This is a genomic window from Halomonas halophila (assembly GCF_030406665.1).
GTDB classification, from domain to species: Bacteria; Pseudomonadota; Gammaproteobacteria; order Pseudomonadales; family Halomonadaceae; genus Halomonas; species Halomonas halophila.
This window is the reverse complement of record NZ_CP129121.1, coordinates 2,091,505-2,115,264: the sequence shown is the minus strand read 5'-3', so window position 1 is coordinate 2,115,264 and position 23,760 is coordinate 2,091,505. Positions and strand designations below refer to the sequence as shown.

Annotated in this window: 24 protein-coding genes and 2 tRNA genes; 10 read left to right on the top strand and 16 right to left on the bottom strand. The window is 69.1% G+C overall.

The window, feature by feature from the left end:
• Positions 1 to 167 precede the first annotated feature (167 nt).
• Positions 168 to 243, top strand: a tRNA-Ala gene (locus tag QWG60_RS09755).
• A 370-nt stretch (positions 244 to 613) separates the two neighbouring features.
• On the opposite strand, the gene QWG60_RS09750 is transcribed toward QWG60_RS09755, so the two are convergent.
• Positions 614 to 1,423 (bottom strand): helix-turn-helix transcriptional regulator, encoded by an 810-nt coding sequence (locus tag QWG60_RS09750; protein ID WP_146910366.1) that lies wholly within the window; start codon positions 1,421 to 1,423, stop codon positions 614 to 616.
• A gap of 118 nt (positions 1,424 to 1,541) precedes the next feature.
• Here QWG60_RS09750 and lhpI point away from each other — a divergent pair, with 118 nt between their 5' ends.
• The 5 genes from lhpI to QWG60_RS09725 all read left to right on the top strand — a co-directional run bounded on the left by lhpI (position 1,542) and on the right by QWG60_RS09725 (position 6,005).
• Positions 1,542 to 2,498 carry a bifunctional Delta(1)-pyrroline-2-carboxylate/Delta(1)-piperideine-2-carboxylate reductase gene (lhpI, locus tag QWG60_RS09745; RefSeq protein WP_046078029.1) on the top strand — a complete coding sequence of 319 codons (957 nt, stop codon included), beginning with the start codon at positions 1,542 to 1,544 and terminating at the stop codon, positions 2,496 to 2,498.
• A 78-nt stretch (positions 2,499 to 2,576) separates the two neighbouring features.
• Positions 2,577 to 4,025: a Na+/H+ antiporter NhaC gene (gene nhaC, locus QWG60_RS09740; protein WP_146910364.1), complete on the top strand. Its 1,449-nt coding sequence runs from the start codon at positions 2,577 to 2,579 to the stop codon at positions 4,023 to 4,025.
• Complete coding sequence (locus QWG60_RS09735; RefSeq protein ID WP_146910362.1) at positions 4,022 to 5,305, top strand: FAD-dependent oxidoreductase; 1,284 nt, start codon at positions 4,022 to 4,024, stop codon at positions 5,303 to 5,305. Before nhaC ends, QWG60_RS09735 begins: the two co-directional genes overlap by 4 nt.
• A 220-nt stretch (positions 5,306 to 5,525) precedes the next feature.
• Positions 5,526 to 5,627: a hypothetical protein gene (locus QWG60_RS09730; RefSeq protein WP_290130897.1), complete on the top strand. Its 102-nt coding sequence runs from the start codon at positions 5,526 to 5,528 to the stop codon at positions 5,625 to 5,627.
• Positions 5,628 to 5,929: 302 nt separating this feature from the next.
• Positions 5,930 to 6,005 (top strand) — tRNA-Ala (locus QWG60_RS09725).
• Between the two features lie 190 nt (positions 6,006 to 6,195).
• Here the strand turns inward: QWG60_RS09725 and QWG60_RS09720 are convergent.
• From QWG60_RS09720 to QWG60_RS09705, 4 genes are all read right to left on the bottom strand, one after another.
• Complete coding sequence (locus tag QWG60_RS09720) at positions 6,196 to 6,954, bottom strand: SDR family NAD(P)-dependent oxidoreductase (RefSeq protein WP_146908959.1); 759 nt, start codon at positions 6,952 to 6,954, stop codon at positions 6,196 to 6,198.
• Between the two features lie 140 nt (positions 6,955 to 7,094).
• Entirely contained in the window at positions 7,095 to 7,781 is a 687-nt protein-coding gene (locus QWG60_RS09715) for a type 1 glutamine amidotransferase domain-containing protein (protein ID WP_146908962.1), read from the bottom strand.
• A 102-nt stretch (positions 7,782 to 7,883) separates the two neighbouring features.
• Positions 7,884 to 8,693, bottom strand: a complete 810-nt coding sequence (gene dkgB, locus QWG60_RS09710; protein ID WP_146908964.1) for a 2,5-didehydrogluconate reductase DkgB — start codon at positions 8,691 to 8,693, stop codon at positions 7,884 to 7,886.
• A 20-nt stretch (positions 8,694 to 8,713) separates the two neighbouring features.
• Positions 8,714 to 9,307: an NAD(P)H-dependent oxidoreductase gene (locus tag QWG60_RS09705; RefSeq protein ID WP_107181489.1), complete on the bottom strand. Its 594-nt coding sequence runs from the start codon at positions 9,305 to 9,307 to the stop codon at positions 8,714 to 8,716.
• Between the two features lie 148 nt (positions 9,308 to 9,455).
• Between QWG60_RS09705 and QWG60_RS09700 the strand changes: the two genes are divergently transcribed.
• From QWG60_RS09700 to QWG60_RS09685, 4 genes are all read left to right on the top strand, one after another.
• Positions 9,456 to 10,349, top strand: coding sequence for a LysR family transcriptional regulator (locus QWG60_RS09700; protein ID WP_146908966.1), 894 nt, complete (start codon positions 9,456 to 9,458; stop codon positions 10,347 to 10,349).
• Between the two features lie 49 nt (positions 10,350 to 10,398).
• Positions 10,399 to 11,082, top strand: a complete 684-nt coding sequence (locus QWG60_RS09695; RefSeq protein WP_146908969.1) for a helix-turn-helix transcriptional regulator — start codon at positions 10,399 to 10,401, stop codon at positions 11,080 to 11,082.
• 73 nt (positions 11,083 to 11,155) lie between these two features.
• On the top strand, positions 11,156 to 12,085 hold the full coding sequence (gene yddG, locus QWG60_RS09690; protein WP_146908972.1) for an aromatic amino acid exporter YddG: 930 nt from the start codon (positions 11,156 to 11,158) through the stop codon (positions 12,083 to 12,085).
• Positions 12,086 to 12,136: 51 nt separating this feature from the next.
• Entirely contained in the window at positions 12,137 to 12,475 is a 339-nt protein-coding gene (locus tag QWG60_RS09685; protein ID WP_146908974.1) for a tRNA-binding protein, read from the top strand.
• 82 nt (positions 12,476 to 12,557) lie between these two features.
• Here QWG60_RS09685 and QWG60_RS09680 read toward each other — a convergent pair whose 3' ends face one another.
• From QWG60_RS09680 to tmpA, 11 genes are all read right to left on the bottom strand, one after another.
• Positions 12,558 to 13,997: an aldehyde dehydrogenase family protein gene (locus QWG60_RS09680; protein ID WP_146908976.1), complete on the bottom strand. Its 1,440-nt coding sequence runs from the start codon at positions 13,995 to 13,997 to the stop codon at positions 12,558 to 12,560.
• The gene (locus QWG60_RS09675) at positions 13,985 to 14,734 is read right to left on the bottom strand and encodes an ABC transporter permease (protein WP_046078056.1); all 750 of its coding nucleotides are present in this window, start codon (positions 14,732 to 14,734) and stop codon (positions 13,985 to 13,987) included. The genes QWG60_RS09680 and QWG60_RS09675 overlap by 13 nt, the downstream gene beginning before the upstream one ends.
• Position 14,735: 1 nt before the next feature.
• Entirely contained in the window at positions 14,736 to 15,449 is a 714-nt protein-coding gene (locus QWG60_RS09670; RefSeq protein WP_035598240.1) for an ABC transporter permease, read from the bottom strand.
• Between the two features lie 79 nt (positions 15,450 to 15,528).
• Complete coding sequence (locus QWG60_RS09665) at positions 15,529 to 16,296, bottom strand: transporter substrate-binding domain-containing protein (RefSeq protein WP_046078057.1); 768 nt, start codon at positions 16,294 to 16,296, stop codon at positions 15,529 to 15,531.
• A gap of 327 nt (positions 16,297 to 16,623) precedes the next feature.
• Positions 16,624 to 17,427, bottom strand: coding sequence for an ATP-binding cassette domain-containing protein (locus tag QWG60_RS09660; protein WP_046078058.1), 804 nt, complete (start codon positions 17,425 to 17,427; stop codon positions 16,624 to 16,626).
• Between the two features lie 7 nt (positions 17,428 to 17,434).
• Positions 17,435 to 18,628: a pyridoxal phosphate-dependent aminotransferase gene (locus QWG60_RS09655; RefSeq protein ID WP_146908978.1), complete on the bottom strand. Its 1,194-nt coding sequence runs from the start codon at positions 18,626 to 18,628 to the stop codon at positions 17,435 to 17,437.
• Positions 18,629 to 18,648: 20 nt separating this feature from the next.
• Entirely contained in the window at positions 18,649 to 19,392 is a 744-nt protein-coding gene (locus QWG60_RS09650; protein ID WP_046078060.1) for a class II aldolase/adducin family protein, read from the bottom strand.
• Positions 19,389 to 20,330, bottom strand: a complete 942-nt coding sequence (locus QWG60_RS09645; RefSeq protein WP_046078061.1) for an ABC transporter substrate-binding protein — start codon at positions 20,328 to 20,330, stop codon at positions 19,389 to 19,391. The genes QWG60_RS09650 and QWG60_RS09645 overlap by 4 nt, the downstream gene beginning before the upstream one ends.
• 67 nt (positions 20,331 to 20,397) lie before the next feature.
• Complete coding sequence (locus tag QWG60_RS09640) at positions 20,398 to 21,993, bottom strand: 5-guanidino-2-oxopentanoate decarboxylase (protein WP_046078062.1); 1,596 nt, start codon at positions 21,991 to 21,993, stop codon at positions 20,398 to 20,400.
• Entirely contained in the window at positions 21,990 to 22,577 is a 588-nt protein-coding gene (locus QWG60_RS09635; RefSeq protein WP_035598260.1) for an HD domain-containing protein, read from the bottom strand. The genes QWG60_RS09640 and QWG60_RS09635 overlap by 4 nt, the downstream gene beginning before the upstream one ends.
• Positions 22,574 to 23,713 (bottom strand): 2-trimethylaminoethylphosphonate dioxygenase, encoded by a 1,140-nt coding sequence (gene tmpA, locus QWG60_RS09630; RefSeq protein WP_146908980.1) that lies wholly within the window; start codon positions 23,711 to 23,713, stop codon positions 22,574 to 22,576. The genes QWG60_RS09635 and tmpA overlap by 4 nt, the downstream gene beginning before the upstream one ends.
• Positions 23,714 to 23,760 lie beyond the last annotated feature (47 nt).

Genomic DNA, 23,760 nt, shown 5'->3' with positions numbered 1-23,760 from the left:
GGGCGCATATAGAGCAGCCATGATAGTCCCTAGCGTGGCACAACATCTCCCTAAGGGGAATTGGTGTCAGCCCTAGGTCTGATTTTTCCCGCCAAGGTGTTGACGAGCGTGGGGAATGTCCGTAATATTCGCCTCGTTCTCGCAAGGCAACAGCGGCGAGCAACAGTGGGGCCTTAGCTCAGCTGGGAGAGCGCAACACTGGCAGTGTTGAGGTCAGCGGTTCGATCCCGCTAGGCTCCACCAACGAATTTCGAGAAGCCGCCCGATGCAATCAATGCATCGGGCGGCTTTTTTTGTTTTTTTCGTCGTTAACATGGACCGTCCAAGTGTCGTGAGATAACGCCGGGATAGAGAAACGGCAAGATGTCCGATTGGGCATTTTTCGGTGACATATCAGGCGGCGGACATTGCCACCACCCTGCAGGTGCCCCAAGCCTTTCCTAGAAAGGCTTTATCGAGGCCACCACGTATGCCTAGATCCTCAGATACTGTGCTTAAAGCTAAAACCTGATAACCGCACTCCTTGTCTCTGCTGCGGCTGTGACCACAGATCTTATCTACCGAATAGAGTCCGCCTCACACGGCGCAATGCTGGAGGTTGCTTCACCTGTGTTCAGGACATGCGGGCGGTGCTGCCCTGGCGTCGTTCCTCACTGGGCGAGCGGCCGGTGCGGCGGCGGAACGCTCGCGAGAAGGTCGATACGTCGGCGAAACCTAGGTCGAGAGCGATCTCGCCGACCGGGCGCGTAGTCTGGCATAGCCAGTAGCGTGCCCACTGCAGGCGGCGCTGCAGCACGTATTGCTGGGGTGTCACGCCGAACTGGCGCTGGCAGAGCAGGTGAAGCTGGCTCTGGCCGAGGTTCATGGCCTCGGCCAGCGCCTGGTTGTCCGGCGGCAGGTCCAGGCGTTCGTCGATGAAGGCGTCCAGGGCCGCGGCGGGCAGGCGCTCGCGCCGCCGGGCGCCCGGGCCCTCCTCGCCGAGCAGCTGGCTGAACTGGCTGACGAACAGCAGCGCCAGCTGGTGGTTGATCAGCGCCGCCTGTTGCGGCGTGTGCCGGCCGCGAAGCTGGCCGGTGGTGTAGTCGACCATCGGCATCAGCGTCGGCGGCAGGGTGAGCGCTCGGGGCTCGGCGAACAGCGATTCCCGCAGCGCCAGCTCGCAACTCTGTTCCAGGGAGGTCAGGCAGGGGTCGTCGCGGTCGAGGTCGATCACCAACACTTCGCTGTCGTCGCCACGTCCCATGTAATGGTGCGTCTCGCCCACCGGGAGGATCGCCGCCTGGCCCAGCGCCAGGCGCTGGCTGCCGCGGCTGAACTCGTAGTCCATCGCCCCGCGCCAGCCCAGCATCAACTGGGGATAGTCGTGGCAGTGCTCGCCGGCGCTACGGGCGATGCGGTTACAGCGAGCCTGGGTCTGTGACATCTCGTCCTCCTCGGGACCGGCGATTGCGGAGCCTGGATCAACGCTTGCGGAGGCAGGGCAAAGTGCCCGTCGGCGGGGGGGCATAGACTGGCTCGGGCACCGTTGAAAAGAGGCTGACATGTATCTCGACGCCGAACAAGTCACCATCAGTTTGCCCTGGGGCGCGCTGGTGGAAGCGCTGGACGATATCTTCACTCGCACCGTGCATTCGCCGGTGCGCCATCATCATCACCTGCACGTGCCGGGCGACCCGGACGCCACCCTGCTGCTGATGCCGGCCTGGATCGAAGGCCAGTACCTCGGCGTCAAGCAGGTCAACGTCTTTCCCGGCAACAGCGGCCGCGGCCAGCCGGGCCTCTCCGGCCACTACCTGCTGAGCTGCGCTCGCACCGGACACCACCTGGCCCAGTTCGAGGCCAACGAACTGACCGCCCGGCGCACCGCGGCGGCATCCGCCCTGGCCGCCCGCTACCTGGCCCGCGAAGACAGCCGCGAGCTGCTGATGGTAGGGGCGGGGCGCATGGGCCGCCGGCTGATCCCGGCGCACCGCGCCGTGCGTCCCATCGAGCGGGTGCGGATCTGGGACATCCACGAGACCGGCGCCCAGGCATTGGCCGCGGAGCTGCGCGACGAGGGCCTGGACGCCCAGGCGGTGCCGGCTGATGGCCTGGCCGAGGCCGCCGGGCGGGCCGACATCATCAGCTGCGCCACCCTGAGCCCCGAGCCGTTGATCCACGGCGAGTGGCTGACGCCGGGCACCCATCTGGACCTGGTGGGCAGTTTCACGCCCTTCATGCGCGAGGCGGACGACGAGGTGATGCGCCGCGGCGCGGTGTTCGTCGACACCCGCGAGGGCGCGCTGAGCGAGACCGGCGACTTGATCGACCCGATCGCCAGCGGCGTGATCGGCGAGACCGACATCCTTGCCGACTTCCCCGACCTGTGCGGCGGGAAACATCCGGGCCGCGCGGCGCTGGCCGACCCCGATCGTGCGATCACCGTCTTCAAGTCGGTGGGCGCCTCGGTGGAGGACCTGGCCGCCGCCATCCTGGCCTACGAGCGCTGCCGCGACTGACCCGACAAGCTTCGCCTCCTGCGACACGATGACAACGACAAAGAAGGGCGGGCGCGTCCCGCCCGGGGAGCCTTCAAGATGCAAGACTATTCGACCCCGGCCATCCCGGTGCCGCGCCTGCCGCTGGCGCTGATCCCGGTGGTGTTGACCATCGCCCTGCTGGGCGTGCAGATCTTCTACTACGACGACTTCACCCCGCACATCCCGCTGGCCATCGGCTTCGGCATTACCGCCCTGGTCGGCTGGCTGCAGGGCTATCGCTGGAAGGACATCGAGTCCGGCGCCTTCCAGGTGCTGCACGTGGCAATGCCCTCCATCGCCACCCTGATCATCGTCGGCATGCTGGTGGGCACCTGGATCGCCAGCGGCACCGTACCGATGCTGATCTATCTGGGGCTGGAGTTGATCGACCCGAGCTGGTTCCTGGCCGCGGCCATGCTGATGTGTTCGATGGTCTCGCTGTCGATCGGCTCCTCCTGGACCACCGTCGGCACCGTGGGCCTGGCGCTGATGGGCATCGGCGACGCTTTCGGCGTGCCGCTCTACTGGACCGCCGGGGCGGTGGTCTCCGGCGCCTTCTTCGGCGACAAGATCTCGCCGCTCTCCGACACCACCAATCTGTCGCCGGCGGTCACCGAGACCAACATCTTCGACCATATCCGCAACATGATGCCCACCACCGTGCCGGCGATGTTGATCGCGCTGGCAGTATATGCCGTGGTCGGCGGGGCCGACGGCGGCGGCGGGACCGATACCCTGACGCGCATCGACGCCATCAAGCAGGGCCTGGCCGACAACTTCGTGATGGGCCCCTGGCAGCTGCTGCCGCTGGTGGTGGTCATCGGCCTGGCGTTCTTCAAGGTGGCGCCGATTCCGGCGCTGTTCACCGGGGTGATGCTGGGCGGCGGCGTGGCCATCTTCACCCAGGGCGCGAGCGTGCACGATGCCCTGACCTTCGCCCACAGCGGCTACAGCGTCGTCACCGGCAGCGAGACCCTGGACAGTCTGCTCAACCGCGGCGGCGTGACCTCGATGACCTGGGTGGTGACGCTGATGATGTTCGCCCTGGCCTATGGCGGCGCGCTCGAGCGCACCCGCTGCCTGGAGGCCATCGTCGGCGCCATCATGAAGCGCCTCAAGGGCTTTCGCGGGCTGCAGACCAGCGCCATCCTGACCTCCATCGCCACCAACGTGGTGTCCGGCGACGTCTACCTGTCGATCGCCCTGCCGGGACGCATGTACAAGCCGGCCTACGATGAGCTGGGCTATTCGCGCCTCAACCTGTCCCGGGCCATCGAGGAGGGCGGCACCCTGGTCTCGCCGCTGGTGCCCTGGAACGCGGGCGGCGCCTTCGTGATCGGTGCCCTGGGGCTGACCGTGAGCGCCGGCGACTTCAGCGCCTTGCTGTACATCCCGCTGGCCTTCGCCTGCTGGCTGTCGCCGCTGTTCGGCATTCTCTATGCCCAGCTCGGCTGGTTCTCCAGGCGCGCCGAGGACGACGCTGCGGCGGCAGGGGAGCGGGCATGAGCCGCATCGCGGTAATCGGTGCCGGGGTGGTCGGCATGACCGCCGCCCTGGCCCTGCAGCGCCGGGGGCATGCGGTGAGCGTGTTCGATCCCAAGGGGCCGGGGGAGGGCGCCTCCTACGGCAACGCCGGCTTCCTGGCCACCGAGCTGATCGACCCGCTGGCCAGCCCGGCGAGCCTGCGCCAGGCACCGCGGCTGTGGTTCGATCCCCACGGCGCCCTGGCGCTGCCGGCCCGCTACCTGCCGCGGCTGGCCCCATGGCTGGCACGCTTCCTGGCCGCCGCCCGGCCGGGCCAGGTGGAACGCGGGCGCCGGGCCCTGGCGGCCCTGAACGGCGCCGCGGTGGACGCCTGGCGGCGCTGCCTGGCCGACATCGGCGCCGAGCATGAGCTGGTGGCCTCGGGCTACCTGCAGGTGTGGGCCTCCCCGCGCGGACGGGCCGCCGCGAGGAAGCGGATGGACGAGCTTCGCCGTTGGGGGCACGCGGTGGAGTGGTGCGAGGCGAACGAGCTACGCGCCCTGGAACCGGGGCTCTCGGGCGCGCTCAGCCACGGCCTCCACTTCCGCGATGCGCACCAGGTGCGCGATCCCCAAGCCTTGGTGCGCCGACTGGCCGCGGCCTTCGAGGCCCGCGGTGGCGAGCTGCACCGGGACGGCGTGACGCGCCTCGAACCGCGGGGCGAGGGCGTGCGGCTGCACACCGACGATGGCACGCGGGACGTCGAGCGCGCGGTGGTCGCCGCCGGTGCCTGGAGCCATCGCCTGGCGGCCGGGCTTGGCCTGAGCATCCCGCTGGAGACCGAGCGCGGCTACCACCTGACGCTGCCCGGGCGCGGCCAGGCCCTGCGCCGGCCAGTGGGCTCGGCGGAGCGCCGCTGCGTGATGACCCCCATGAGCTGCGGGCTGCGCATCGTCGGCTTCACCGAGCTTGGCGGGCTGGCGCTACCGCCCCGGGCGCGCCGCTATGCCTCGCTTCGCCGGCATGCCGAGGCGCTGCTGCACGATCCCGCCGGGCTCGACGACGGCGCCGAGGAGTGGATGGGATTTCGCCCGACGCTGCCGGACTCGCTGCCGGTGATCGACGTCCATCCGCGCCATCCGGCGGTGGCCTTCGCCTTCGGCCACCAGCACCTGGGGCTGACCCAGGCGGCGATCACCGCCGAGCTGCTCGTGGCCCGACTGGCCGGCGAGCCTCCGGCCCTCGACCTCGCGCCCTTTCGGGTGACCCGCTTCACGGGGCGCAGGAGTGCGCCGCGCGAAGTCTGCTGCGGGAAAGCCTGAGGGCACCGCCGCGGCCGCATGCCTCTTCGGGCCCCTATGGCAGGGGGCCTACGCTATGTGTGTAACTTTCGACAACGACGGCGCCATCCGAGCCTGAATATCGGCGACGCGCTGGACGTCGCTAGGAGATCGACCATGGACGAAGCCAACCGTCATCCACACGATGCCGTGAGCGAGCCGCGCGCGCATCCGTGCCCACTACGGCGTCGACGAGGCGGAGGTGCTGCGCGGGCTGGTCGAGCGCATCGAGCTGTCGCAGCACCAGCGCCGCCAGGTGGCCGAGGTCGGCGCCGACTACGTGGTGTCGCGGGTGCGCGAGTAGACCTCGCCCAGCATGATGGAGGCGTTCCTGGCCGAGTATGGGCTCTCGAACGCCGAGGGGCTTCGGCCCTCGTTTGCCTTCTCTTGTGGGCAAGGGTGCCCAGGCTTGCTAAATGGCAAAAAGCCGGCGTCCAAGCATGGCTCGCGCGACATCATCGCTTCATGCCCGTCTGCGATGGGCTCTGTTTGCGGCCATGGCCATGCTCGGTGCAGTGTTGAAAAGAGGGTTCCGGGCTTGACGTCTCCGACATGACGGCGTAGTATTCGCCTCGTTCTCGCAAGGCAGAAGCGGCGAGCAACAGTGGGGCCTTAGCTCAGCTGGGAGAGCGCAACACTGGCAGTGTTGAGGTCAGCGGTTCGATCCCGCTAGGCTCCACCAATCGAATATCGAGAAGCGGCCCGATGCCATGCATCGGGCCGCTTCTTTTTGTCTGTGTGTCTGCTTTTCCCGTCCTGTTCGCTATCTGGCTTTCCTCCTTTCCTGGCACTTCATATTTTGCGCTGCCTGTGTGTCTGGCGTCTCGCCGGGCCTTGGCCCGGCGAGTGATGGCGTTCGTCGTCTTCGCGGCTCAGTCGCGGTCGATGGCGAAGGGCGCCCAGGCCTGACGCACGGGCATCACGTCCATCCGGTTGATGTTGATGTGCGCCGGGAGGGTTGCGACGTAGAAGATCTGTTCGGCGATGTCCTCGGCGGACAGCGGCGTGGTGCCCTGGTAGAGAGCGTCGTGGGCGTCCTGGTTGCCGCCGGTGCGCACCAGGGTGAACTCGGTCTCGGACAGGCCGGGGGCCACGTCGGTCACGCGTACGCCGGTGCCCAGCAGGTCGCAGCGCAGGTTGTAGCTGAACTGCTTGACGAAGGCCTTGGTGGCGCCATAGACATGGCTGCCGGGGTAGGGTGTATCGCCGGCTACCGAGCCAAGATTGATGATGCTGGTGCCGGCACCCTGTTCGATCAGCGTCGGCAGCAGCGCATGAGTGACGTTGGCCAGCCCGCGGACGTTGGTATCGATCATGGTGTGCCAGTCGGCGAGGTCGACCTGCTGCGTCGGCTGGGGCGCCAGGGCCAGGCCGGCGTTGTTGATCAGGCAGGTCACTCCGGCGAACTCGTCGGGCAGGGCTTCGACCATGGCCTTCACTGCGGCGTCGTCGCGCACGTCGAGTACCGCCGTGTGGACCGGGACCTTGTCCTCGAGCGCCTCGCGAAGCTCCGCGAGGCGTTCCTCGCGGCGGCCGGAGAGCACCAGCGACCAGCCCGCCTCGGCGAAGCGGTGGGCACAGGCGCGTCCGAATCCGGAGGTGGCACCGGTGATGAAGGCGATACGGTTCATGGCAGGCTCCTTTGCGTCATGAGATCGGTAGGAGCCTCAGCATAGCGCGTCGAGGCGGCGGGGATCGATGGTGCTGATGGACAACGGGCGGGGCCGGCATGGCCGACCCCGCCCGTGGTGGCGGCTCCCGTGAGCCGGACTCAGCCCTTCAGGGCGTCCATCAGGCAGCGGGCGACAGGCTCGGAGGAAGGCGGGTTCTGACCGGTGATCAGGTTGCCGTCCTGGCGGGTGTAGGGCGCGAAGTCGTCGGCCTTGGTATACCGGCCGCCCTTGGCGATCAGGGCATCCTCGACCAGCTGCGGCACGATCTCGGTCAGGCCCACGGCGTCCTCTTCGCCGTTGGTGAAGCCGGTGACCGCGCGTCCCTCGACCAGCGGCTTGCCGTGCTCGTCGCGGGCGTTGAGCAGCACAATGGGCGCGTGGCAGACCGTGGACACCGGCTTGCCCTGGGCCCAGAAGGCCTCGATCAGGCGGACCGAGTCGGCGTCGTCGACCAGGTCCCATAGCGGGCCGTGGCCGCCCGGATAGAAGATGGCGTCATAGTCGTCGGCCTTGACGTCGGCCAGGCGCTGCGTGGCGGCGAGCCGGGCCTTGGCCTCGGCGTCCTGCTGGAAGCGGCGGGTCGCCTCTGTCTGGCTCTCCTCGGCATCGCTCTTGGGATCCAGGGGCGGCTGGCCGCCCTTGGGCGAGGCCAGGGTGAGTTCGGCGCCGGCGTCCTGGAACACATAGTAGGGGGCGGCCAGTTCCTCGAGCCAGAAACCGGTCTTCTCGCCGGTGTCGCCGAGGCGGTCGTGAGAGGTCAGCACGATCAGAATGCGCGGTGTCATCGAAGCGTCTCCTGGGGTGTCGGGCCCGGCATGTCGGGCCCGTTTCGGAATGTGTCGGGAATGTCAGCGTGGATCGGATGTCGCCGTTGGTAAAGCCTGGCGTCAGTCCCAGGCCGGCGCGAAATCCGGGTTGGCGATGCGTTCGCCACGATCGAGGGCGGCGATGGCCTGCATCTCCTCGTCGCTGAGGGTGATTTCGAGGGCGACCAGGTTGCTGCGGATGTTCTTCGCCTTGGTGGAGGACGGAATGGTCACGATACCCTGCCGGTTCAGCCAGGCCAGGGCGATCTGCGCCGGGCTGGCGTCATGGGCGTCGGCGATGCGCGCCAGGGTCTCGTCGTCCATCACCTTGCCCACGGCCAGCGGCATGAAGGCGGTCACCGCGATGCCGTGGCGTTCGCAGTGCTCGATCAGCGCCCGGTTCTGCAGGAAGGGATGCACCTCGATCTGGTTGGTCAGCAGGGCGCCCTCGCCGAGGATCTCGACGGCCCGGTCGAGCTGGGCGCGGGTGAAGTTCGAGACCCCGATATGGCGGGTCTTGCCGGCCTCTTGCACCTTCTTGAGCGCCGTCAGGTAGTCGACCATGGGCACTTCGTCGTTGGGCGAGGGCCAGTGGATCAGCAGCAGGTCGACGTGGTCGGTGCCGAGCTTGTTCAGGCTCTCCTCGGCGCTGGCCTCCAGGTCGGCGGGCGAAAGGCGATCATGCCAGACCTTGGTGGTCAGGAAGATCTCCTCGCGGGGAATGCCGCTCTCGGCGATGGCCTGGCCGACCTCGGCCTCGTTGCCATAGAACTGCGCGGTGTCGATGTGGCGATAGCCGAGTTCGAGCGCGGTCAGCACGCTTTGCTTGAGGGTGTCGCCCTCGAGGCGGAAGGTGCCGAAACCTGGGGTGGGCAGCGTATGGGTCGTCATGAAAGCTCCTTGGGTCGGGTTCAGGCGTCAGCGGGTTCGTCGAGGACGCGTATCAGGTGGGCCTGGTACGCATCCCGATGGGCGTCGATGGCCGGTGACTTGATCACGTCGTTGGCCAGGAAGGTTGGCAGGGCGCTCATGCCGAGGAATTCCAGCGCCTTGTGCAGCGGAAAGTAGACGGCGTCGACGCCGCGGCCCTCGAAGAAGTCGCCGGGCGCGTCGAAGGCCTCCTGCGGCGCGTTCCAGGTCAGCGACAGCAGGTAGCGCTTGCCCTGCAGCAGGCCGCCGCTGCCGTACTGCCGGGTCGGATCGTGGCGCGAGCGCCCGTCGCTGGCGTAGAGCGTGCCATGGCCGGTGGTCAGCACTTCGTCCAGATAGCGCTTGACGGTCCATGGCGCCCCCATCCACCAGCCCGGCATCTGCAGGATGATGACGTCGGCCCAGCGCCATTTCTCGACCTCGGCGTCTGCCGAGTAGCCATCGTCGATACGCGTTTCCTGCAGGGTGTGGCCCCGTTCGGCCAGGGTGCCACGCGCCGTCTCGTGCAGGGTGTCGTTGTAGCGGCCACCGGAATGAGCGTAGGCCTTGGCACCGTTGAGCAGCAGGATATTCATGGGCTTTCGTTAATCTCCTAATCAGTCGTGCGCTCAAGAGTGGGGACGTCATGGGCGGGCTTCAATCGCGACAAGGTGCAAAACACCTTTGCGTTTGATGCAAAGGCTGGGATCCTGACGGCGAACGAATGGCCCTAAGGAGACACGCATGGACAGCCGCACGGACGAACTCAGCCTGTTGCTGGCGGTGGTGGACAGCGGAAGCTTCAGTGCCGCGGCGCGTCAACTGGGCGTGCCGGTGTCCCGGGTGTCCCGAGCCGTCCAGCGTCTGGAGCGGCGGCTCGATGCACCGCTGCTCAACCGCACCACCCGCAGCATCATCCTGACCAGCGAGGGGCGGCGCTTCGCCGAACGCGTGCGTGAGGGGCTCGGCGTGCTGGAAGAAGCCGAAGAGGCGGTGAGGATCGGCCGAGAGCGCCCCAGCGGCCCGCTGCGCGTGGACGCGGCCACGCCCTTCATCCTGCATCAGCTGGTGCCGCTGATCGGGGAGTTCCAGGCGGCGTATCCCGGCATCGAACTGGAGCTCTGCGCTTCCGACGACATCATCAACCTGCTCGAGCAGCGTGCCGATGTGGCGATCCGCATCGGCGGCCTCGAGGATTCCACCCTGCATGCCCGCAGCCTGGGTCAGTCGCCGCTGCGGCTGGTGGCGAGCCCATCGTATCTCGAGCGGCACGGCGCGCCCGACGTGCCGCAGGCCCTGCATGGGCATCGACTGCTGGGCTTCATCAACGCCGAGGCGCTGAACTACTGGCCGGTGGCGGGCCTGTCATCGCAGGGGCCCAATATCCGTCCCTCGCTCACGACCTCCAGCGGCGAGGTGATGCGCGAACTGTGCCTGGCGGGCCACGGCATTGCATGCCTGTCACGCTTCATGATTCGAGAGGATCTGGCGCGGGGCGATCTGGTCGGCCTGCTGGACGCGTATATCGTCAGCCCCAACCCGCGCGAGCGGGTGCAGGCGGTCTACTACCGCAACACCGCGCTGTCGCCGCGGATCGGCGCCTTTCTCGACTTCATCGGCCCGCGGCTGAGGTTGTGACAGCGGCGACGGATTGGCATCCCATCGTCCCAGGCGGCATCCTTGGCCCATGAGCCGTGATCTTTCTCCCCTGATCGGCAGCGTCGAGCGCTCCTATCCGCTCGACTGCCTGAGCGATACCCACGACTACCACCAGCTGCTGGTGGGGCTCGGCGGCCGCGTGGACGTCGAGGTCGAGGGGCGTGGCGCCGCCATGGGCCCGGGGAGCGTGTGCCTGATTCCCGCCGCGGCGACCCATCACTACCTGGGGCTCGATGCCGACAATCGCTGCCGCGTGCTGGATCTGCCCGTGGGCGAGGCCGTGGATACGCTGTTCGAGCGAATTCGCTTCCTGCGCCTGGCGCCGGAGGAGGCCGCCGGACTGGACGATGAGCGGTTGCTGGCGCGGCTCGGTGGTGCGCCCGCGTGGCGGGGACCACGGCTCAACATGGCGAGCCTGACCCGGCGGGTCCAGGCCGACCCGGCGACGCCCTGGAGCCTGGCGCGGCTGGCCGAGGCGTCACGGCTCTCCGAACGGCAGCTGCGTCGCAGTCTCACCGAGATCACCGGCCTGACGCCCTGGCAGTGGCTTACGCGGCAGCGACTGGCACTGGCCGAGCGGCTGCTGATGACCAGCGATGCCTCCCTTACCGAGATTGCCCTGGCCTGTGGCTTCGCCGACGGCGCCCAGTTCAGCCGCCACTTCCGGCGCTGGCGCGGGCAGCCGCCGAGCGCGTTTCGTCGCGTTCGGTGACGGCCGAAATCGACAAGCCTTCGTCTTTCTCGTCCCCCATACTGCCCAGCCGACCCGTGAGTGGAGAATCGACATGTCGGCTGTTTCCCCCGCCGAGGCGCGCCGCGCCACCCTGTGGGGCGCCAGTACCGTCCTGAGCTGGGCGACGCTGGCGCTGTTCACCCAATGGGCCGGCCCGGTGCCGCCTTTCCTGCTGACCGCGCTGTGCTTCGGCCTGGCCGGCGGCCTGGCGCTGCTGGTGTTCCTGCTGCGTGGCGAGAAGCGCGCCCTGGCCGAGGCCTTCCGCCAGCCGCCGGCGGGCTGGCTGCTGGGCGTGGGCGGGCTGTTTGGCTATCACCTGTGCTACTTCATCGCCCAGCAGAACGCGCCGGCGGCCAACGCCGGGCTGATCAGCTATCTGTGGCCGCTGCTGATCGTGATCCTGGCCGGCTGGCTGCTGCCCGGCGAGCGCCTGCGCGGGATTCACCTGGTGGGCGGCGTGTGCGGCTTCATCGGTGCGGGGCTGCTGGTGGGACCCGACGGCTTCGACTGGTCCGGCGAATACACGCCGGGCTATCTGGTGGCGCTGCTGGCGGCCTTCATCTGGAGCGGCTATTCCGTGGCCTCGCGGCTGCTGTCGCGGATTCCGACCACGGCGGTGGCCTGGAATTGCCTCGGCGCCGCGGTGCTGGCGCTCGCCTGTCATCTGGCCTGGGAGCCGCGCGGCTGGCCGGAAGGCGCCAACCTGTGGGCGATCCTGGCTCTGGGGCTGGGCCCCGTGGGCAGCGCCTTCTTCACCTGGGATCTCGGCATGAAGCGTGGTCACGTGCGGCTGCTGGGGCTCATGTCCTATGCCACGCCGCTGTGCTCGACCCTGGTGCTGATCGCCGCCGGCCTGGCCGCCCCCAGCCCGACGCTGTTGCTCGCCGCGCTGCTGATCTGCGGCGGGGCGCTGATCGGTAGCGGCATGTTGAGCGGTCGCAAGGACCGGCGATCGCCGGAGGCGACAGACTCGTCGCGGTGATAACGCCCGCCGCGTGGCTGGGCACGTTCAAGAGATAAGGAGAACACCCTCATGGAACAGATCGCATGGGCGGACTTCGCCAGGGTCGAACTGCGCGTGGGCACCATCGTCGAGGCCGAGGTCTTTGCCGAGGCGCGGCGGCCGGCCTACAAGCTGCGGGTCGACTTCGGCGAGGCCATCGGGGTACGCAAGTCCAGCGCCCAGATCACCGAGCTGTACGCGCCGGACGAGCTGGTCGGCAAGCAGGTGATCGCGGTGGTCAACTTCCCGCCGAGACAGATCGGCCCGATGACCTCGGAGTGCCTGGTCACCGGCTTTCACTGCGAGGATGGCGCCGTGGCGCTGGCCGTGCCCGATCTGGGGGTGCCCAACGGGGCACGGTTGGCATAGAGCATACCCATCCTGACGACGACGGGGCCGCCTTCTGGGCGGCCCCGTTGCGTTGCGGGAAGGAGGAAAGGTCAGCTGGTGTTCAGGCCGGCCGGGTGACGTAGCGCGTCTCCAGATAGGCCTCGAGCCCCTCGCGGCCGAGCTCGCGACCGATGCCGCTGCCTTTCATGCCGCCCCAGCCGAGCCCGGGCGGGGCGATCTGGCCGGTGTTGCACCAGACGTTGCCGGCGACGAGGCGGGATGCCAGGATTTCGGCTCGTGCATCGCTGCCGGCGACCACGCTGGCGGCCAGGCCGAAGGCGCTGTCGTTGGCCAGCGCCACCGCCTCGTCGTCGTTTTGGAAGGTCCGTGCGCACAGCACCGGCCCGAACACCTCCTCGCGCCACAGCCGGCTCGCGGTCGGCACGTCGCGGAACACCCGCGGGGCGACGAAGTGGCCGTTCCCGGGCACGGCGATCGGCGTCGCGGTCGGCGTGAGCCCCTCTTCCTCGGCCTCCGCCAGGTAGGCGCTCACCCGGCGGCGCTGGCCGGCGTTGACCAGCGGCCCAAGGGTGGTCGCCGGGTCATGCGGATCGCCGGCGACGAGTTCGGCCACGGCGGCGTCCAGCCGCGCATGCAGGGCGTCGGCGACCTGTTCGTGGACCAGCAGCCGCGAGGTGGCCGAGCACATCTGGCCGGCGTTGTAGCAGAAACCGGCCAGCACCAGCGCGGCGGCGTGATCCAGATCGGCGTCCTCGGTGACGAGAATCGGCGACTTGCCGCCGAGTTCCAGCGAGACGTTGCGGGAGCCCCGGGTCGCCGCGGCCATCACCGCCTCGCCGACCCGGTTGCTGCCGGTGAAGGACAGCTTGTCGATACCCGGGTGGGCGGCGATCGGCGCGCCGACGTTGCCGCCGTCGCCGTGCACCAGGTTGAGCACGCCGGGCGGCAGGTCGATGGCCTCGGCGATCTCGGCCAGCGCCTGCTCCGGCAAAGGGGTGACCTCGGAGGGCTTGAACACCACCGTGCAGCCGGCGGCCAGCGCCGGGGCCAGCTTCCAGGCGCTGCTGACCAGCGGGAAGTTCCAGGGCGTGATCAGCCCGGCCACGCCGGCCGGGTCCCGGTAGCGGCGCGATACCAGCCCCGCCTCGCCGGTGTCCACGGCCTCGCCCTGGCGTTCATCCAGCGCGCGGGCCTCGCCGGCGTAGTAGCGGTAGCAGGCGATGGCGTCGGCCAGATCCTGTTCGGCCTCGGCCAGTGGCTTGCCGTTGTTGCGGCTGGACAGCGCCGCGAGCTCGTCGCGGCGCGCCACCAGCGCCTCGGCCAGGGCGTCCAGGCTGTCGCCGCGCGCGGCACCACCGAGGGCGCGCCAGCCGGCCAGGGCGCGCCGGGCCGCGCTCACCGCGGCGTCGACGTCCTGCGGCGAACCGGCGGTGACCTCGGCGATCACCGTCTCGTGGTAGGGGTCGCTGACCGGCAGGCGCCGGTGGCCGCGGTTTTCCACCCAGCGGCCGTCGATGAAGTGTTGGGTCAGTGCTTGCATGGGGCGTTCTCGACTCGGCGGAGGGGGAAGCGGCGGCGCGTCGGCTGCATGCCGGGGAAGTGGCGCTCGACCTGGCGCAGCACCAGGGTCAGCACCACCGTCATGGCCAGGTAGATGCCGGCGATCAGCATCAGCGGCTCGTAGACCAGGAAGGTCTCGTCGCGAATGATGTTGGCGGCCTGGAGCAGGTCCATCAGGGCGATGGTCGAGACCAGCGGCACCGACTTGAGCAGCAGGATCATCTCGCCGGTCAGGGTCGGCAGACAGCGCTGAATGGCGCGCGGCAGCCACAGCCGGGCAAACACCTGGAAGGGCGTCATGCCGAAGGCGCGGCCGGCCTCGCGCTCGCCCGGGGGCACGCTGGCCAGGGCGCCGCGCAGCACCTCGCCGGAGTAGGCGCCGACGCTGAGGGTGAAGGTCAGGGCGCCGTAGAAGAAGGGATCGCGCAGCAGCGGCCAGATCATGCTGTCCTGCACGCCGGGAATGCCCTCCAGCAGCCGTCCCACGCCGTAGTAGAAGAAGAACAGCTGCACCAGCAGCGGCGTGCCGCGCATCACCACGGTGAAGCCCTTGGCCAGCATGGCCAGCGGGCGCGGGCCCTTGAGACGCGCCATGGCCACCGCCACGGCCAGCGCCAGGCCGCCCACGGCGGAGACGGCCAGCAGCCACAGGGTGTTGACGAAGCCCTCGATCAGGTACTCCTGATAGAACGGGTCCTGAAGCCAGGAAAAGTCCATGTCAGGCCTCCTCGCCGGTCGGCTGGCCGCGGCGCACGCGCTGCTCGAGGCGCGTGAACAGCGCCGTGGAGCTCAGCGTCATGGCCAGGTAGATGACCCCGGCGGCGGCGTAGAACAGGAAGTGCGCACGGGTGCTGGCGGCGGCCTGCTGGATGGTGAAGAACAGCTCGCTGAAGCCGATCACGCTGATCAGCGCGGTGTCCTTGATCAGGATCAGCCACAGGTTGGACATCCCGGGCAGGGCATGGGGCAGCATGGCCGGGACGACGATGCGGTGGAAGCGGTCCCAGGCGGAGAAGCCGAAGGCGTCGGCGGCCTCGAGCTGACCGCGGGGTATCGCCTGGATGGCGCCGCGCATCACCTCGGTCATGTAGGCGCCCTGGACGAAGGCCAGCACGCCCACGGCGGTGACGAAGCCGTTGATGGCGACCTGGCCGGGCAGCCCCATGGCATTGGTCAGGGCGGTGAGCGCCTGGGAGCCGGCGTAGTAGAGCAGGATGATCAGCAACAGCTCGGGGACGGCCCGTACCGCGGTGGAGTAGGCCGTGGCCAGGCCGCGCAGCGGTGCCCAGGGGCTGAGCCGGGCGCTGGCGCCGATCAGCCCCAGCACCAGGCCGATGGCATAGGCCAGCACGGCGATCTCGAGGGTCGTGAGCGCCCCCTGAAGGATCGGGCCGGCCCAGTCGAGCAGCCCCTCTTGGGAAACGTGGTTCATGGGGAAATCGTGTCCTTGATGAGACAGGGCGGGGCCGGCGGCCGCGAGGGCCGCCGGACGAGCGTCGTCGAGGAACGAATCAGGTGCAGATGTCGGTGTCGAAGTACTGTTCGGACAGGGCGCGGCAGGTGCCGTCCTCGCGCACCTTGGCGATGGCGGCGTTGAGGTCGGTCTCCAGGGTGTCGTCGTCCTGGCGGATGCCGATGCCGACGCCCTCGCCGTAGGCCTCGTGGCGCGGCGCGGTGGCCTTGATCTCGAAGCCCTCGGCCTCGTCGCGCTCGAGGAGTTCGGTCATGGCGATCTTGTCGGCCAGGATCACGTCCAGGCGGCCGGACAGCAGGTCGCGGTTGACCTGTTCGGCCTGATCGTAAAGGCGGATGTCGCCGACCTGGTCGCGCAGGGCGCGGCGGGCGTAGGTCGCGTTGGTGGTAGCGGCCTGTACGCCGAGCACCTTGCCGTCGAGGTCGTCCGGGCCGGCAAGCGTCAGGTCCTCGGCGGCCACGAAGGCGCCCGGGGTGAAGTAGTAGGGCTCGCTGAAGTCGATGACCCGCTGGCGGGCCGCGGTGATCGACATGGAGTTCATGATCATGTCGATACGCCCGGCCTTGAGCGAGGGGATGATGCCGCTCCAGCCGGTGGGGGTGATCTCGCAGTCACGTTCCATGGCCTCGCAGATGGCCATGCCCAGCTCGACCTCGAAGCCGGTCCACTCGCCCTCGGAGGAGGTGTAGGTGAACGGCGGGTAGGGTTCGGCGGAGATGCCGATCTTCAGCGGTTCGCCGGCCTGGGCGGTGGCGGAGAGGCCGAGGGCGGCCGCGGCGGTCAGGGCGATCAGGGGACGGTTCATGCAGTTCTCCTTGGTATTGTCGTGTCGGGCGTGAGTGACTCTCTGCTCGTGTAAGCGATGAGCTGTTCCGGCGACAAGCCCCGGGGTGCCGGACCATAGCGAGGCGCTGTGACCCCATCCCTGGGCGCTACTTTTGCCCTGCGGCGCTCTTGCATCCTGCGCCGCTTGCAGGGCCGGGGTTGACCATCCTTGGCCAACCCGCTCGGCGGGAAGAACATTCACCGAATGTTCTTCTCCTTCCGCCTCGCCCATGGCAAAAACCCTCGCTACGCCTTGTCCCCGGTGCTCATCTCGTCGGGCAGGAGAGCCAAAGGGGATGGGAGGCATTCAGGCCGCTGGCGCGACGAAGCGCCGGCAGCGCGGATCCTGGCTCTCCTCGAAGATCTGGCGCGGCGAGCCGGCCTCGCCGACGAAGCCGCGGTCGAGGAACACCACCTGGTCGGACACTTCGCGGGCGAAGGCCATCTCGTGGGTCACGAGCACCATGGTGCGACCCTCGGCGGCCAGGTCGCGGATCACGCCGAGCACCTCGCTGACGCGTTCCGGGTCGAGCGCCGAGGTGGGCTCGTCGAACAGCAGCAGTCGCGGCTCCATGGCCAGCGCCCGGGCAATCGCGACCCGCTGCTGCTGACCGCCGGACAGGAACCCCGGGTAGCCGTCGCGCTTGTCGGCCATGCCGACGCGCTCCAGGTAGTACTCGGCGCGCTCGATGGCCTGGCGTTTCGACAGGCCCTGCACGCGCATCGGCGCCTCCGTGACGTTGCCCAGCACCGTGAAGTGGGGCCAGAGATTGAACTGCTGGAAGACCATGCTGACCTTGGCGCGCAGCTGCTGCAGCTGGCGCCGGTCGAGGCCGACGATGTCGCCCTGGGGATTGCGGTCGAATCGAATCGTCTCATCCGCAATCGCCAGATCGCCCTGGTCGGGGCGTTCCAGCAGGTTGAGGCAGCGCAGCAGGGTGCTCTTGCCCGAGCCGCTGGCGCCGATGATCGAGGTAACGCTGGCCTCGGGAACCTCGAGAGACACGTCGCGCAGCACCTCGAGGTCGCCGTAGCGCTTGACGAGGTGTCGGGCCTCCACCGCCAGGCGGTGCGAGGCGTCAGTGGAAGGAGTTTGTAGCGATGACGTCATAGGCGACTCATTCGATGGTGGAAAGGGTGCCGGCACGGGCCTGCTCGGCGACGCGCGCCAGGCGGCGGCAGGCGTCGTCGAGACGGGCCGCGTCGACGGTGAGGCTCAGGCGCACGAAACCGGCGGCGGAGGGGCCGAAGGCCTCGCCGGACAGTACCGAGACGCCCTGCTCGTCGAGCAGGCGGTCGGCGAAGGGCTGGGACGACAGCCCGGTGGCACGGATATCGATCATCAGGAACATGCCGGCGGCGGGCGTGATGACCTTCACCGACGGACAGCCGCTGAGCGCAGCGACCACCGCGTCGCGCCGGCCGCGGTAGGTTTCGCGCATGGCGTCGAGCTCGGGCAGGGGGGCACTCAGGGCGTCGCGGGCGGCGTCCTGGATGAAGTCCGGGCAGCCGTAGAGCATGCACAGCGCGAGGTGGCTCAGATGCTCGATCAGGGGTTCCGGGCCCAGCACCCAGCCCAGCCGCCAGCCGGTCATGGCATGGGACTTGGAGAGGCTGTCGATCACCACGGTGCGCTCGGCCATGTCGGGCAGGCTCGCGGCGCAGACGTGATCGCCCTCGAAGATCAGCTCGGCGTAGACCTCGTCGGAGATCAGCCACAGGTCGTGGCGTCGGCACAGCGCGGCGATGGCCGCCCAGGCCGCGGCATCGATCAGCTGGCCAGTGGGATTATGGGGACTGTTGAGCAGGATCGCCTTGGTGCGCGGGGTGATGGCCGCCTCCAGGTCGGCCACGTCCAGGCGGAAGCCGGCGTCGCCGCGCAGCGGGATATGCACCATGCGAGCGCCGGTGGACTGCAGCACCGCCTCGTAGGTGACGTAGCTCGGCTCGGGGACGATCACCTCGTCGTCCGGATCGAGCAGGCACTGGGCGGCGGCGTAGAGACCGCACTGGGCGCCGGCGACCACGATCAGGTGCTCCGGTGTGACGGCCATGCCGCGCTTGCGGTAGCGCTCGGCGATGGCCTCCCGCAGGGCCCGCTTGCCCTGCACGTCGGGGTAGTGGGTGGCACCGGCGCGCAGGCTGGCTACGGCGCCCTCGACGATCGGCGCCGGGGTGTCGAAATCCGGGTCGCCCACCGACAGCACGGTGATGTCCTCGCCGGCGGCCCGGCGGGCCAGGGCGCGGTTGTGGATGTCCCAGGCGGCGGCGCCCTCACCGGCGATCCGCTGGGTCAGTCGGGAATAACGCATCGTTGTCTCGCTCTGTCGTGTCAGCGGGTCGTTTGAGCCCGGGGGGCGTCACCGGTCAGGCGGCGTCGTTCGGCCTGCCAGGCCCGGTCGGTGCCGCCGGGACTCTCGGCCCAGGCCTCGTACTGGCGGGCGACGTGCTCGGCCATGGCCGGCGATGCCTCGAGCAGCGGCCGGCCGGTGGCCTGGGCGGCCAGCTGGGCCTGGCAGCTGCGCTCGAGATCGCGCATGCGCAGGAAGGCCTCACCGACGCTTGTACCGCAGGTCAGCAGGCCGTGCTGGCGCAGGATCATCGCCGAGTGAGGACCCAGGTCGGTGGCCAGGCGCTCGCGCTCGTCGAGATCCAGGGCGATGCCCTCGTAGTCGTGGTAGGCGAGCCGCTCGTGGAACTGCAGCGCCCACTGATTCAGCGGCAGCAGTCCCTCGGCGAGGCTCGATACCGCGACCCCGGCCACGGTGTGGGTGTGCAGCACGCAGGCCACCTCGGGACGGGCCGCGTGCAGGGCGCTGTGGATGGTGAAACCGGCCGGATTGATGCCGAATCCGGTGGGGTCGTCGAGCACCTCGCCGTCGGCATTCACGATCACCAGGTTGTCCTCGCGGACTTCCTCGAAGCGCAGCCCGAAGGCGTTGAGCAGGAAACGTTCGCCCGGCAGGCGCGCGGAGATATGGGTGGAGATGCCGTCGTCCATGCCGTCCAGGGCGATCAGCCGATAGGCGGCGGCCAGGTCGCGGCGGATCTCGCGCTCGTGCTGGGCAAGGGTCACAGGCTGGCCTCCACGGCGCTCAGGGCGTCGTCGCCCTCGCGGGTGGTGACGCCCTCGAGGAAGCTGGCCACGCGCTGGGGATGGGCGACCAGCCATTCATGGGCGACGTCCTCGAGCTCCCGTTCCTTGAGGCTGTATTCGAGGATGAACTCGCTCTGCTCGTCGGCGGAGAGTTCGAATTGATCGAGCAGCCGGATCAGGTTGGGATTGGCCTCGGCATAGTCCTTGGCGACGATGGTCTTGACGTCGCTGCGGCCACCGTCGGCGCCGAAGATGTTCGCCGAGTCGTCGAGGATGCGGGCGTCGTATTCGGGCACCATCCAGTGCGGGGTCCAGCCGTAGAACAGGATCCAGCGCTCCTGCTCGACGGCGCCGTTCACCTCGCTGAGCATGCCGGGGGTCGATGAGGCCATCAGCTTCCAGCCTTCGAGCCCATGGGTGTTGCTGTCGATGGCGCCCTCGATCATGTCGGTGACCGTGGAGCCGCTTTCGATGCTGTAGATGGTGCGCTCGAAGCGTTCGGCGACCTCCGGGTCGGCGAGCTGTTCGGCACGGGTGATGCCGGCCTCGTAGACGTAGTCGGGGACCGCGAAGCCCATGCGGGCACCGTTGACGTTGTTGCCCAGGTCGACGATGGCGTCGGCCTCCATGGCGGCGTCGTAGCTCTCCTGCTGGGCGGGCATCCAGCCGGCCAGGAAGGCGTCGCTGTCGCCGCTCTGCAGCGTGCTGTAGCCCACCGTCGAGCTGATTTCCAGGGTCTCGGTGGTGTAGCCCAGCGGCTCGATGAGCTGGGTCATGATCTCGCTCTTCACGGTCACGCCGGGCCAGGGCGGCACGACCAGGCGCAGGCGGTCGTCGCGGTCGGCGGCCAGTGCCGGACCGGCCAGGCTCAGGCCGGCGATCAGGCTCAGGGTCAGGGTCTTGGTATGCGTCTTCATTCCTGGACGTCTCCTTGTGTCGTGGGCCGGTCTCGGCCGGCCATGAGGTGGGAGATTTCCCAAGGTGTCAGAGCGATGCCGTCCAGGCGGTGGCATCGACCTCGATGATCAGCGGGCTTTCCGCCTCGCAGAGCCGGCCCAGGGCGTCGTGCAGGCTCGCCGGGTCGGTGACGCCGACATGGCGGCAGTCGTAGGCCTCGGCCAGGGCGCGGAAGTCCGGGGCGGCCAGGTCGACGCCGAGATGCGGCACCTCGCTCATCGACATGTAGCGGCGGATCTCGTCATAGCCGTCGTTGTTCCAGATCACCAGCGCCACCGGCCGGCCCAGGTCGCGGGCAGTGCCGAGTTCGCCGAGCACGAACTGCAGGCCGCCGTCGCCGACCAGGGCGACCACCGGCTGGTCGGGCCTGGCCACGGCAGCGCCCAGGGCGGCGGGCAGGCCGTAGCCGAGGGTGCCGAAGCCGGTGGCGGCGTTGAACCAGCGCCTTGGCGCCGGCATCGCGGCCAGGAAGTTACCGGCGTAGACCGGGCCGGTGGAATCGCCGACCACGATCGCCTCGGGCAACGCCTCGCGCAGGGTGGCGTAGAGCGGTACATAGGGGGCGAGCTCCGGGTCCGCGCCCAGCGCCAGGGCCTCGCGCACGGCCTCGGCGCGAGCGGCCCCGTCGCGGTCTGCGGCATCCGGCAGGACATCGAGCAGCCCGCGCATCGCCTGGCCGGCCTCGGCGAGCAGGGCGAGATCCGCGGTCTGGTTGCGGCCCAGCTGCTGCGGATCGATGTCGATGCGGATCAGCCGACCGCCGAGCCGGAAGCCCCCGTCGAACACCAGGTCGTAGTCGGTCTCCCCGAGTTCGGTGCCGATCGCCAGCACCACGTCGGCCTCGGCGGCCAGTCGGCGTGCCGCGGGCAGGCTCTGGGTGGCGCCGAGATCGAGCGGATGGTCGCGGCCGAGCACGCCCTTGGCGTTGATGGTGGTGAAGGTCGGTGCATCGAGGCGATCGACCAGAGTCCGGGCGAGCTCCGGCACGGCGGTGGTACCGCCGCCGAGCAGCACCAGCGGGCGCCTGGCCTCGACCAGCCAGTCTCCGGCCCTTGCCAGTGCCGCGGGGGCCGGCGCCGGCGGAAACACCGAGGTCGGTGTGGCCACGGTATCGGGGGCCGGCGCGGTCATCACGTCGAGGGGAATCTCGACGTGGACCGGGCCCGGTCGGGCGCTCGCGAACACCGCAAAGGCGCGGGCTAGCACTTCGGGCAGCGCCGCCGGGTCATGCAGGGTGTGGCTGAACACGCTGACGCCGGCGAGGGTCTCGCCCTGGTGCGGCATCTCGTGCAGCCGGCCCTGGCCGCGGCCCAGGGTGGCGCGCTGGTTGACGCTGGAGATCACCAGCATCGGCACCGAGTCGGCCAGGGCCTGGCCCATGGCGGTGGCGATATTGGTCATGCCGGGGCCTGAGATGATGAAGCAGGCCGCGGGCTGACCGCTGGCACGGGCGTAGCCGTCGGCCATGAAGCCGGCGCCCTGTTCGTGGCGCGGGGTGACGTGGCTCAGGCCACTGTCGCCGAGGGCACGATACAGCTCGATGGTATGCACGCCGGGGATGCCGAAGGCGGTGTCGACGCCGTGGGCCTCGAGCAGGGCGATGAGGTGCTGGGCACAGTTCATGAACGGGGTTCCTCCTCGACGATGGGCGGCAGACCGCCGAAGGGCGCGCGCGTCAGCACCCGTTCCACCATCGGCACGAAGTGCTCGAGCGGCAGGGTGTCGTAGTCGGGGTCGAAGCTGGCCTGATCCCAGTCGTCGCAGAAGCGCACCGTGCGCTCATAGGCCGGATGGTCCCTGAACTGTTCCCGGGCGTGGCGATCCAGGCCGAAGTAGTGGCGGTAGTGATAGCCCTGGAAGAGCTCGTGATGACGGATCATCCAGGCGTTGAGCGGATCGATGAACGGCTCGAGGATGCCCGCGGCGATCTCGGCGTGGTTGGCCGGTGCCAGGTCGTCGCCGATGTCGTGCAGCAGGGCGCAGACCACCATTTCCTCATCGGCGCCGGCTCGCAGGGCGCGGGTGGCGGTCTGCAGGCAGTGCTCGAAGCGATCCACGGGATAGCCGTGGGTGTCGCCGGCCAGGCGGTGAAGGTGTTCGAGCACGCGGCGGGGGGCGTCGTTGACGTAGTCGCGGAAGCGGTCGTCGATCAGCGCCCACTCGTCGCGGTTGGCCTCGCCGAAGTGGCGGAAACGGGCCTGGTTCATGCGACCTCCTCGGGGGTGGTGATGTCGGTCAACTGGTGGCGCAGGGTCAGGCGGCGGCTGGCGGTGCTGTCGCGATCGACGTAGCCCTGGCGCAGGTGGCGCACGCCGCCGGCCAGTTCAAAGGCGCGGCGGCCGTGGAACAGGCGATAGTTGTCCATGATCAGCATCTGGCCCGGGTCCAGCTTGAGGTGCACGGTGAGCTCCTCGGAGGTGATCAGCGCATAGAAGGCGTGACGTGCGGCGTAGTAGCGCTCGAGCTCATCGGCCGGCAGGGCGTCGACCTGCTCGGTGCGGTTGTTGAAGCGCACGCGGCTCACCCGACCCTGGCTGTCCAGCTCGATCAGCGGACCCTCGCTCTCCAGCCAGGTGCTCTCGTCGCGATAGCGGAAGCGCGGGGACACCCGGGTCAGGCAGTCGAAGGCCGCCGGGTCGCGTTCGCGCAGCACCTGGGCCGCGCGGTAGCCATCGACCAGGGTGTTGTCCCCCCCGTCGGCGGCGTTGGTCAGGCAGTGCAGCCAGATATAGCCGGGGATCGGATCGCGGTAGGGGTTGTCGGTGTGCGGCTCCAGGCCGCGCTGGGTCATGGTCAGGTCATAGGCGTTGGCCACCGACTTGACGTCGGCGATGCCGCCCCAGTTGGTGTGACGCAGCGGGCCGATGCGGTCGATCAGCGCCTGCATGCCGTGTTCGTCCGCAGGCACGCCGGACACCAGGGCGACGCCATAGCGGTGCAGGCCGTCGAGCATCTCGAGCAGGGCGGCATCGTCGGCGACGGCGGCGGCGAAGTCGGCTCGGGGCGGGCCAGACAGCTCGGCGTCCCACAGGGTGCGGCCCGGCACGATATCGCTCGGCCCGGTGTCATCGGCAACCACGGCGGCGAGCGGAAAACGCGTCGCGTGACCGTCGCTGAAGCGCAGGGCCAGGGCGTCGCCGTCGCATTCGGCGTGCAGCAGGGTGAGGTCGAGCGGCAGCTCGGCGGCCTCGATCAGTCGCTGGCCGGTGCCCGGATCCAGGGTCTCGGCGTCGGGCGAGCGCTCCCGCAGCCACATGGCCGCGAGCTCGCGAGAACGTCCGTCGAGGTCGAGGATCAGGCGCTTGCCGTCGTCGGACAGCGCTACCTTGGCGCTTGAGGTCATGGCGATGAATCTCCGGATGATCAGGGCTTGAGCGGTCGTGGTCAGCG

Excerpts from the sequence above, each read along its gene's own strand:
- QWG60_RS09750 (WP_146910366.1), bottom strand. The coding sequence starts at position 1,423 with ATGTCACAGACCCAGGCTCGCTGTAACCGCATCGCCCGTAGCGCCGGC.
- lhpI (WP_046078029.1), top strand. The coding sequence starts at position 1,542 with ATGTATCTCGACGCCGAACAAGTCACCATCAGTTTGCCCTGGGGCGCG.
- nhaC (WP_146910364.1), top strand. The coding sequence starts at position 2,577 with ATGCAAGACTATTCGACCCCGGCCATCCCGGTGCCGCGCCTGCCGCTG.
- QWG60_RS09735 (WP_146910362.1), top strand. The coding sequence starts at position 4,022 with ATGAGCCGCATCGCGGTAATCGGTGCCGGGGTGGTCGGCATGACCGCC.
- QWG60_RS09720 (WP_146908959.1), bottom strand. The coding sequence starts at position 6,954 with ATGAACCGTATCGCCTTCATCACCGGTGCCACCTCCGGATTCGGACGC.
- QWG60_RS09715 (WP_146908962.1), bottom strand. The coding sequence starts at position 7,781 with ATGACACCGCGCATTCTGATCGTGCTGACCTCTCACGACCGCCTCGGC.
- dkgB (WP_146908964.1), bottom strand. The coding sequence starts at position 8,693 with ATGACGACCCATACGCTGCCCACCCCAGGTTTCGGCACCTTCCGCCTC.
- QWG60_RS09705 (WP_107181489.1), bottom strand. The coding sequence starts at position 9,307 with ATGAATATCCTGCTGCTCAACGGTGCCAAGGCCTACGCTCATTCCGGT.
- QWG60_RS09700 (WP_146908966.1), top strand. The coding sequence starts at position 9,456 with ATGGACAGCCGCACGGACGAACTCAGCCTGTTGCTGGCGGTGGTGGAC.
- QWG60_RS09695 (WP_146908969.1), top strand. The coding sequence starts at position 10,399 with ATGAGCCGTGATCTTTCTCCCCTGATCGGCAGCGTCGAGCGCTCCTAT.
- yddG (WP_146908972.1), top strand. The coding sequence starts at position 11,156 with ATGTCGGCTGTTTCCCCCGCCGAGGCGCGCCGCGCCACCCTGTGGGGC.
- QWG60_RS09685 (WP_146908974.1), top strand. The coding sequence starts at position 12,137 with ATGGAACAGATCGCATGGGCGGACTTCGCCAGGGTCGAACTGCGCGTG.
- QWG60_RS09680 (WP_146908976.1), bottom strand. The coding sequence starts at position 13,997 with ATGCAAGCACTGACCCAACACTTCATCGACGGCCGCTGGGTGGAAAAC.
- QWG60_RS09675 (WP_046078056.1), bottom strand. The coding sequence starts at position 14,734 with ATGGACTTTTCCTGGCTTCAGGACCCGTTCTATCAGGAGTACCTGATC.
- QWG60_RS09670 (WP_035598240.1), bottom strand. The coding sequence starts at position 15,449 with ATGAACCACGTTTCCCAAGAGGGGCTGCTCGACTGGGCCGGCCCGATC.
- QWG60_RS09665 (WP_046078057.1), bottom strand. The coding sequence starts at position 16,296 with ATGAACCGTCCCCTGATCGCCCTGACCGCCGCGGCCGCCCTCGGCCTC.
- QWG60_RS09660 (WP_046078058.1), bottom strand. The coding sequence starts at position 17,427 with ATGACGTCATCGCTACAAACTCCTTCCACTGACGCCTCGCACCGCCTG.
- QWG60_RS09655 (WP_146908978.1), bottom strand. The coding sequence starts at position 18,628 with ATGCGTTATTCCCGACTGACCCAGCGGATCGCCGGTGAGGGCGCCGCC.
- QWG60_RS09645 (WP_046078061.1), bottom strand. The coding sequence starts at position 20,330 with ATGAAGACGCATACCAAGACCCTGACCCTGAGCCTGATCGCCGGCCTG.
- QWG60_RS09640 (WP_046078062.1), bottom strand. The coding sequence starts at position 21,993 with ATGAACTGTGCCCAGCACCTCATCGCCCTGCTCGAGGCCCACGGCGTC.
- QWG60_RS09635 (WP_035598260.1), bottom strand. The coding sequence starts at position 22,577 with ATGAACCAGGCCCGTTTCCGCCACTTCGGCGAGGCCAACCGCGACGAG.
- tmpA (WP_146908980.1), bottom strand. The coding sequence starts at position 23,713 with ATGACCTCAAGCGCCAAGGTAGCGCTGTCCGACGACGGCAAGCGCCTG.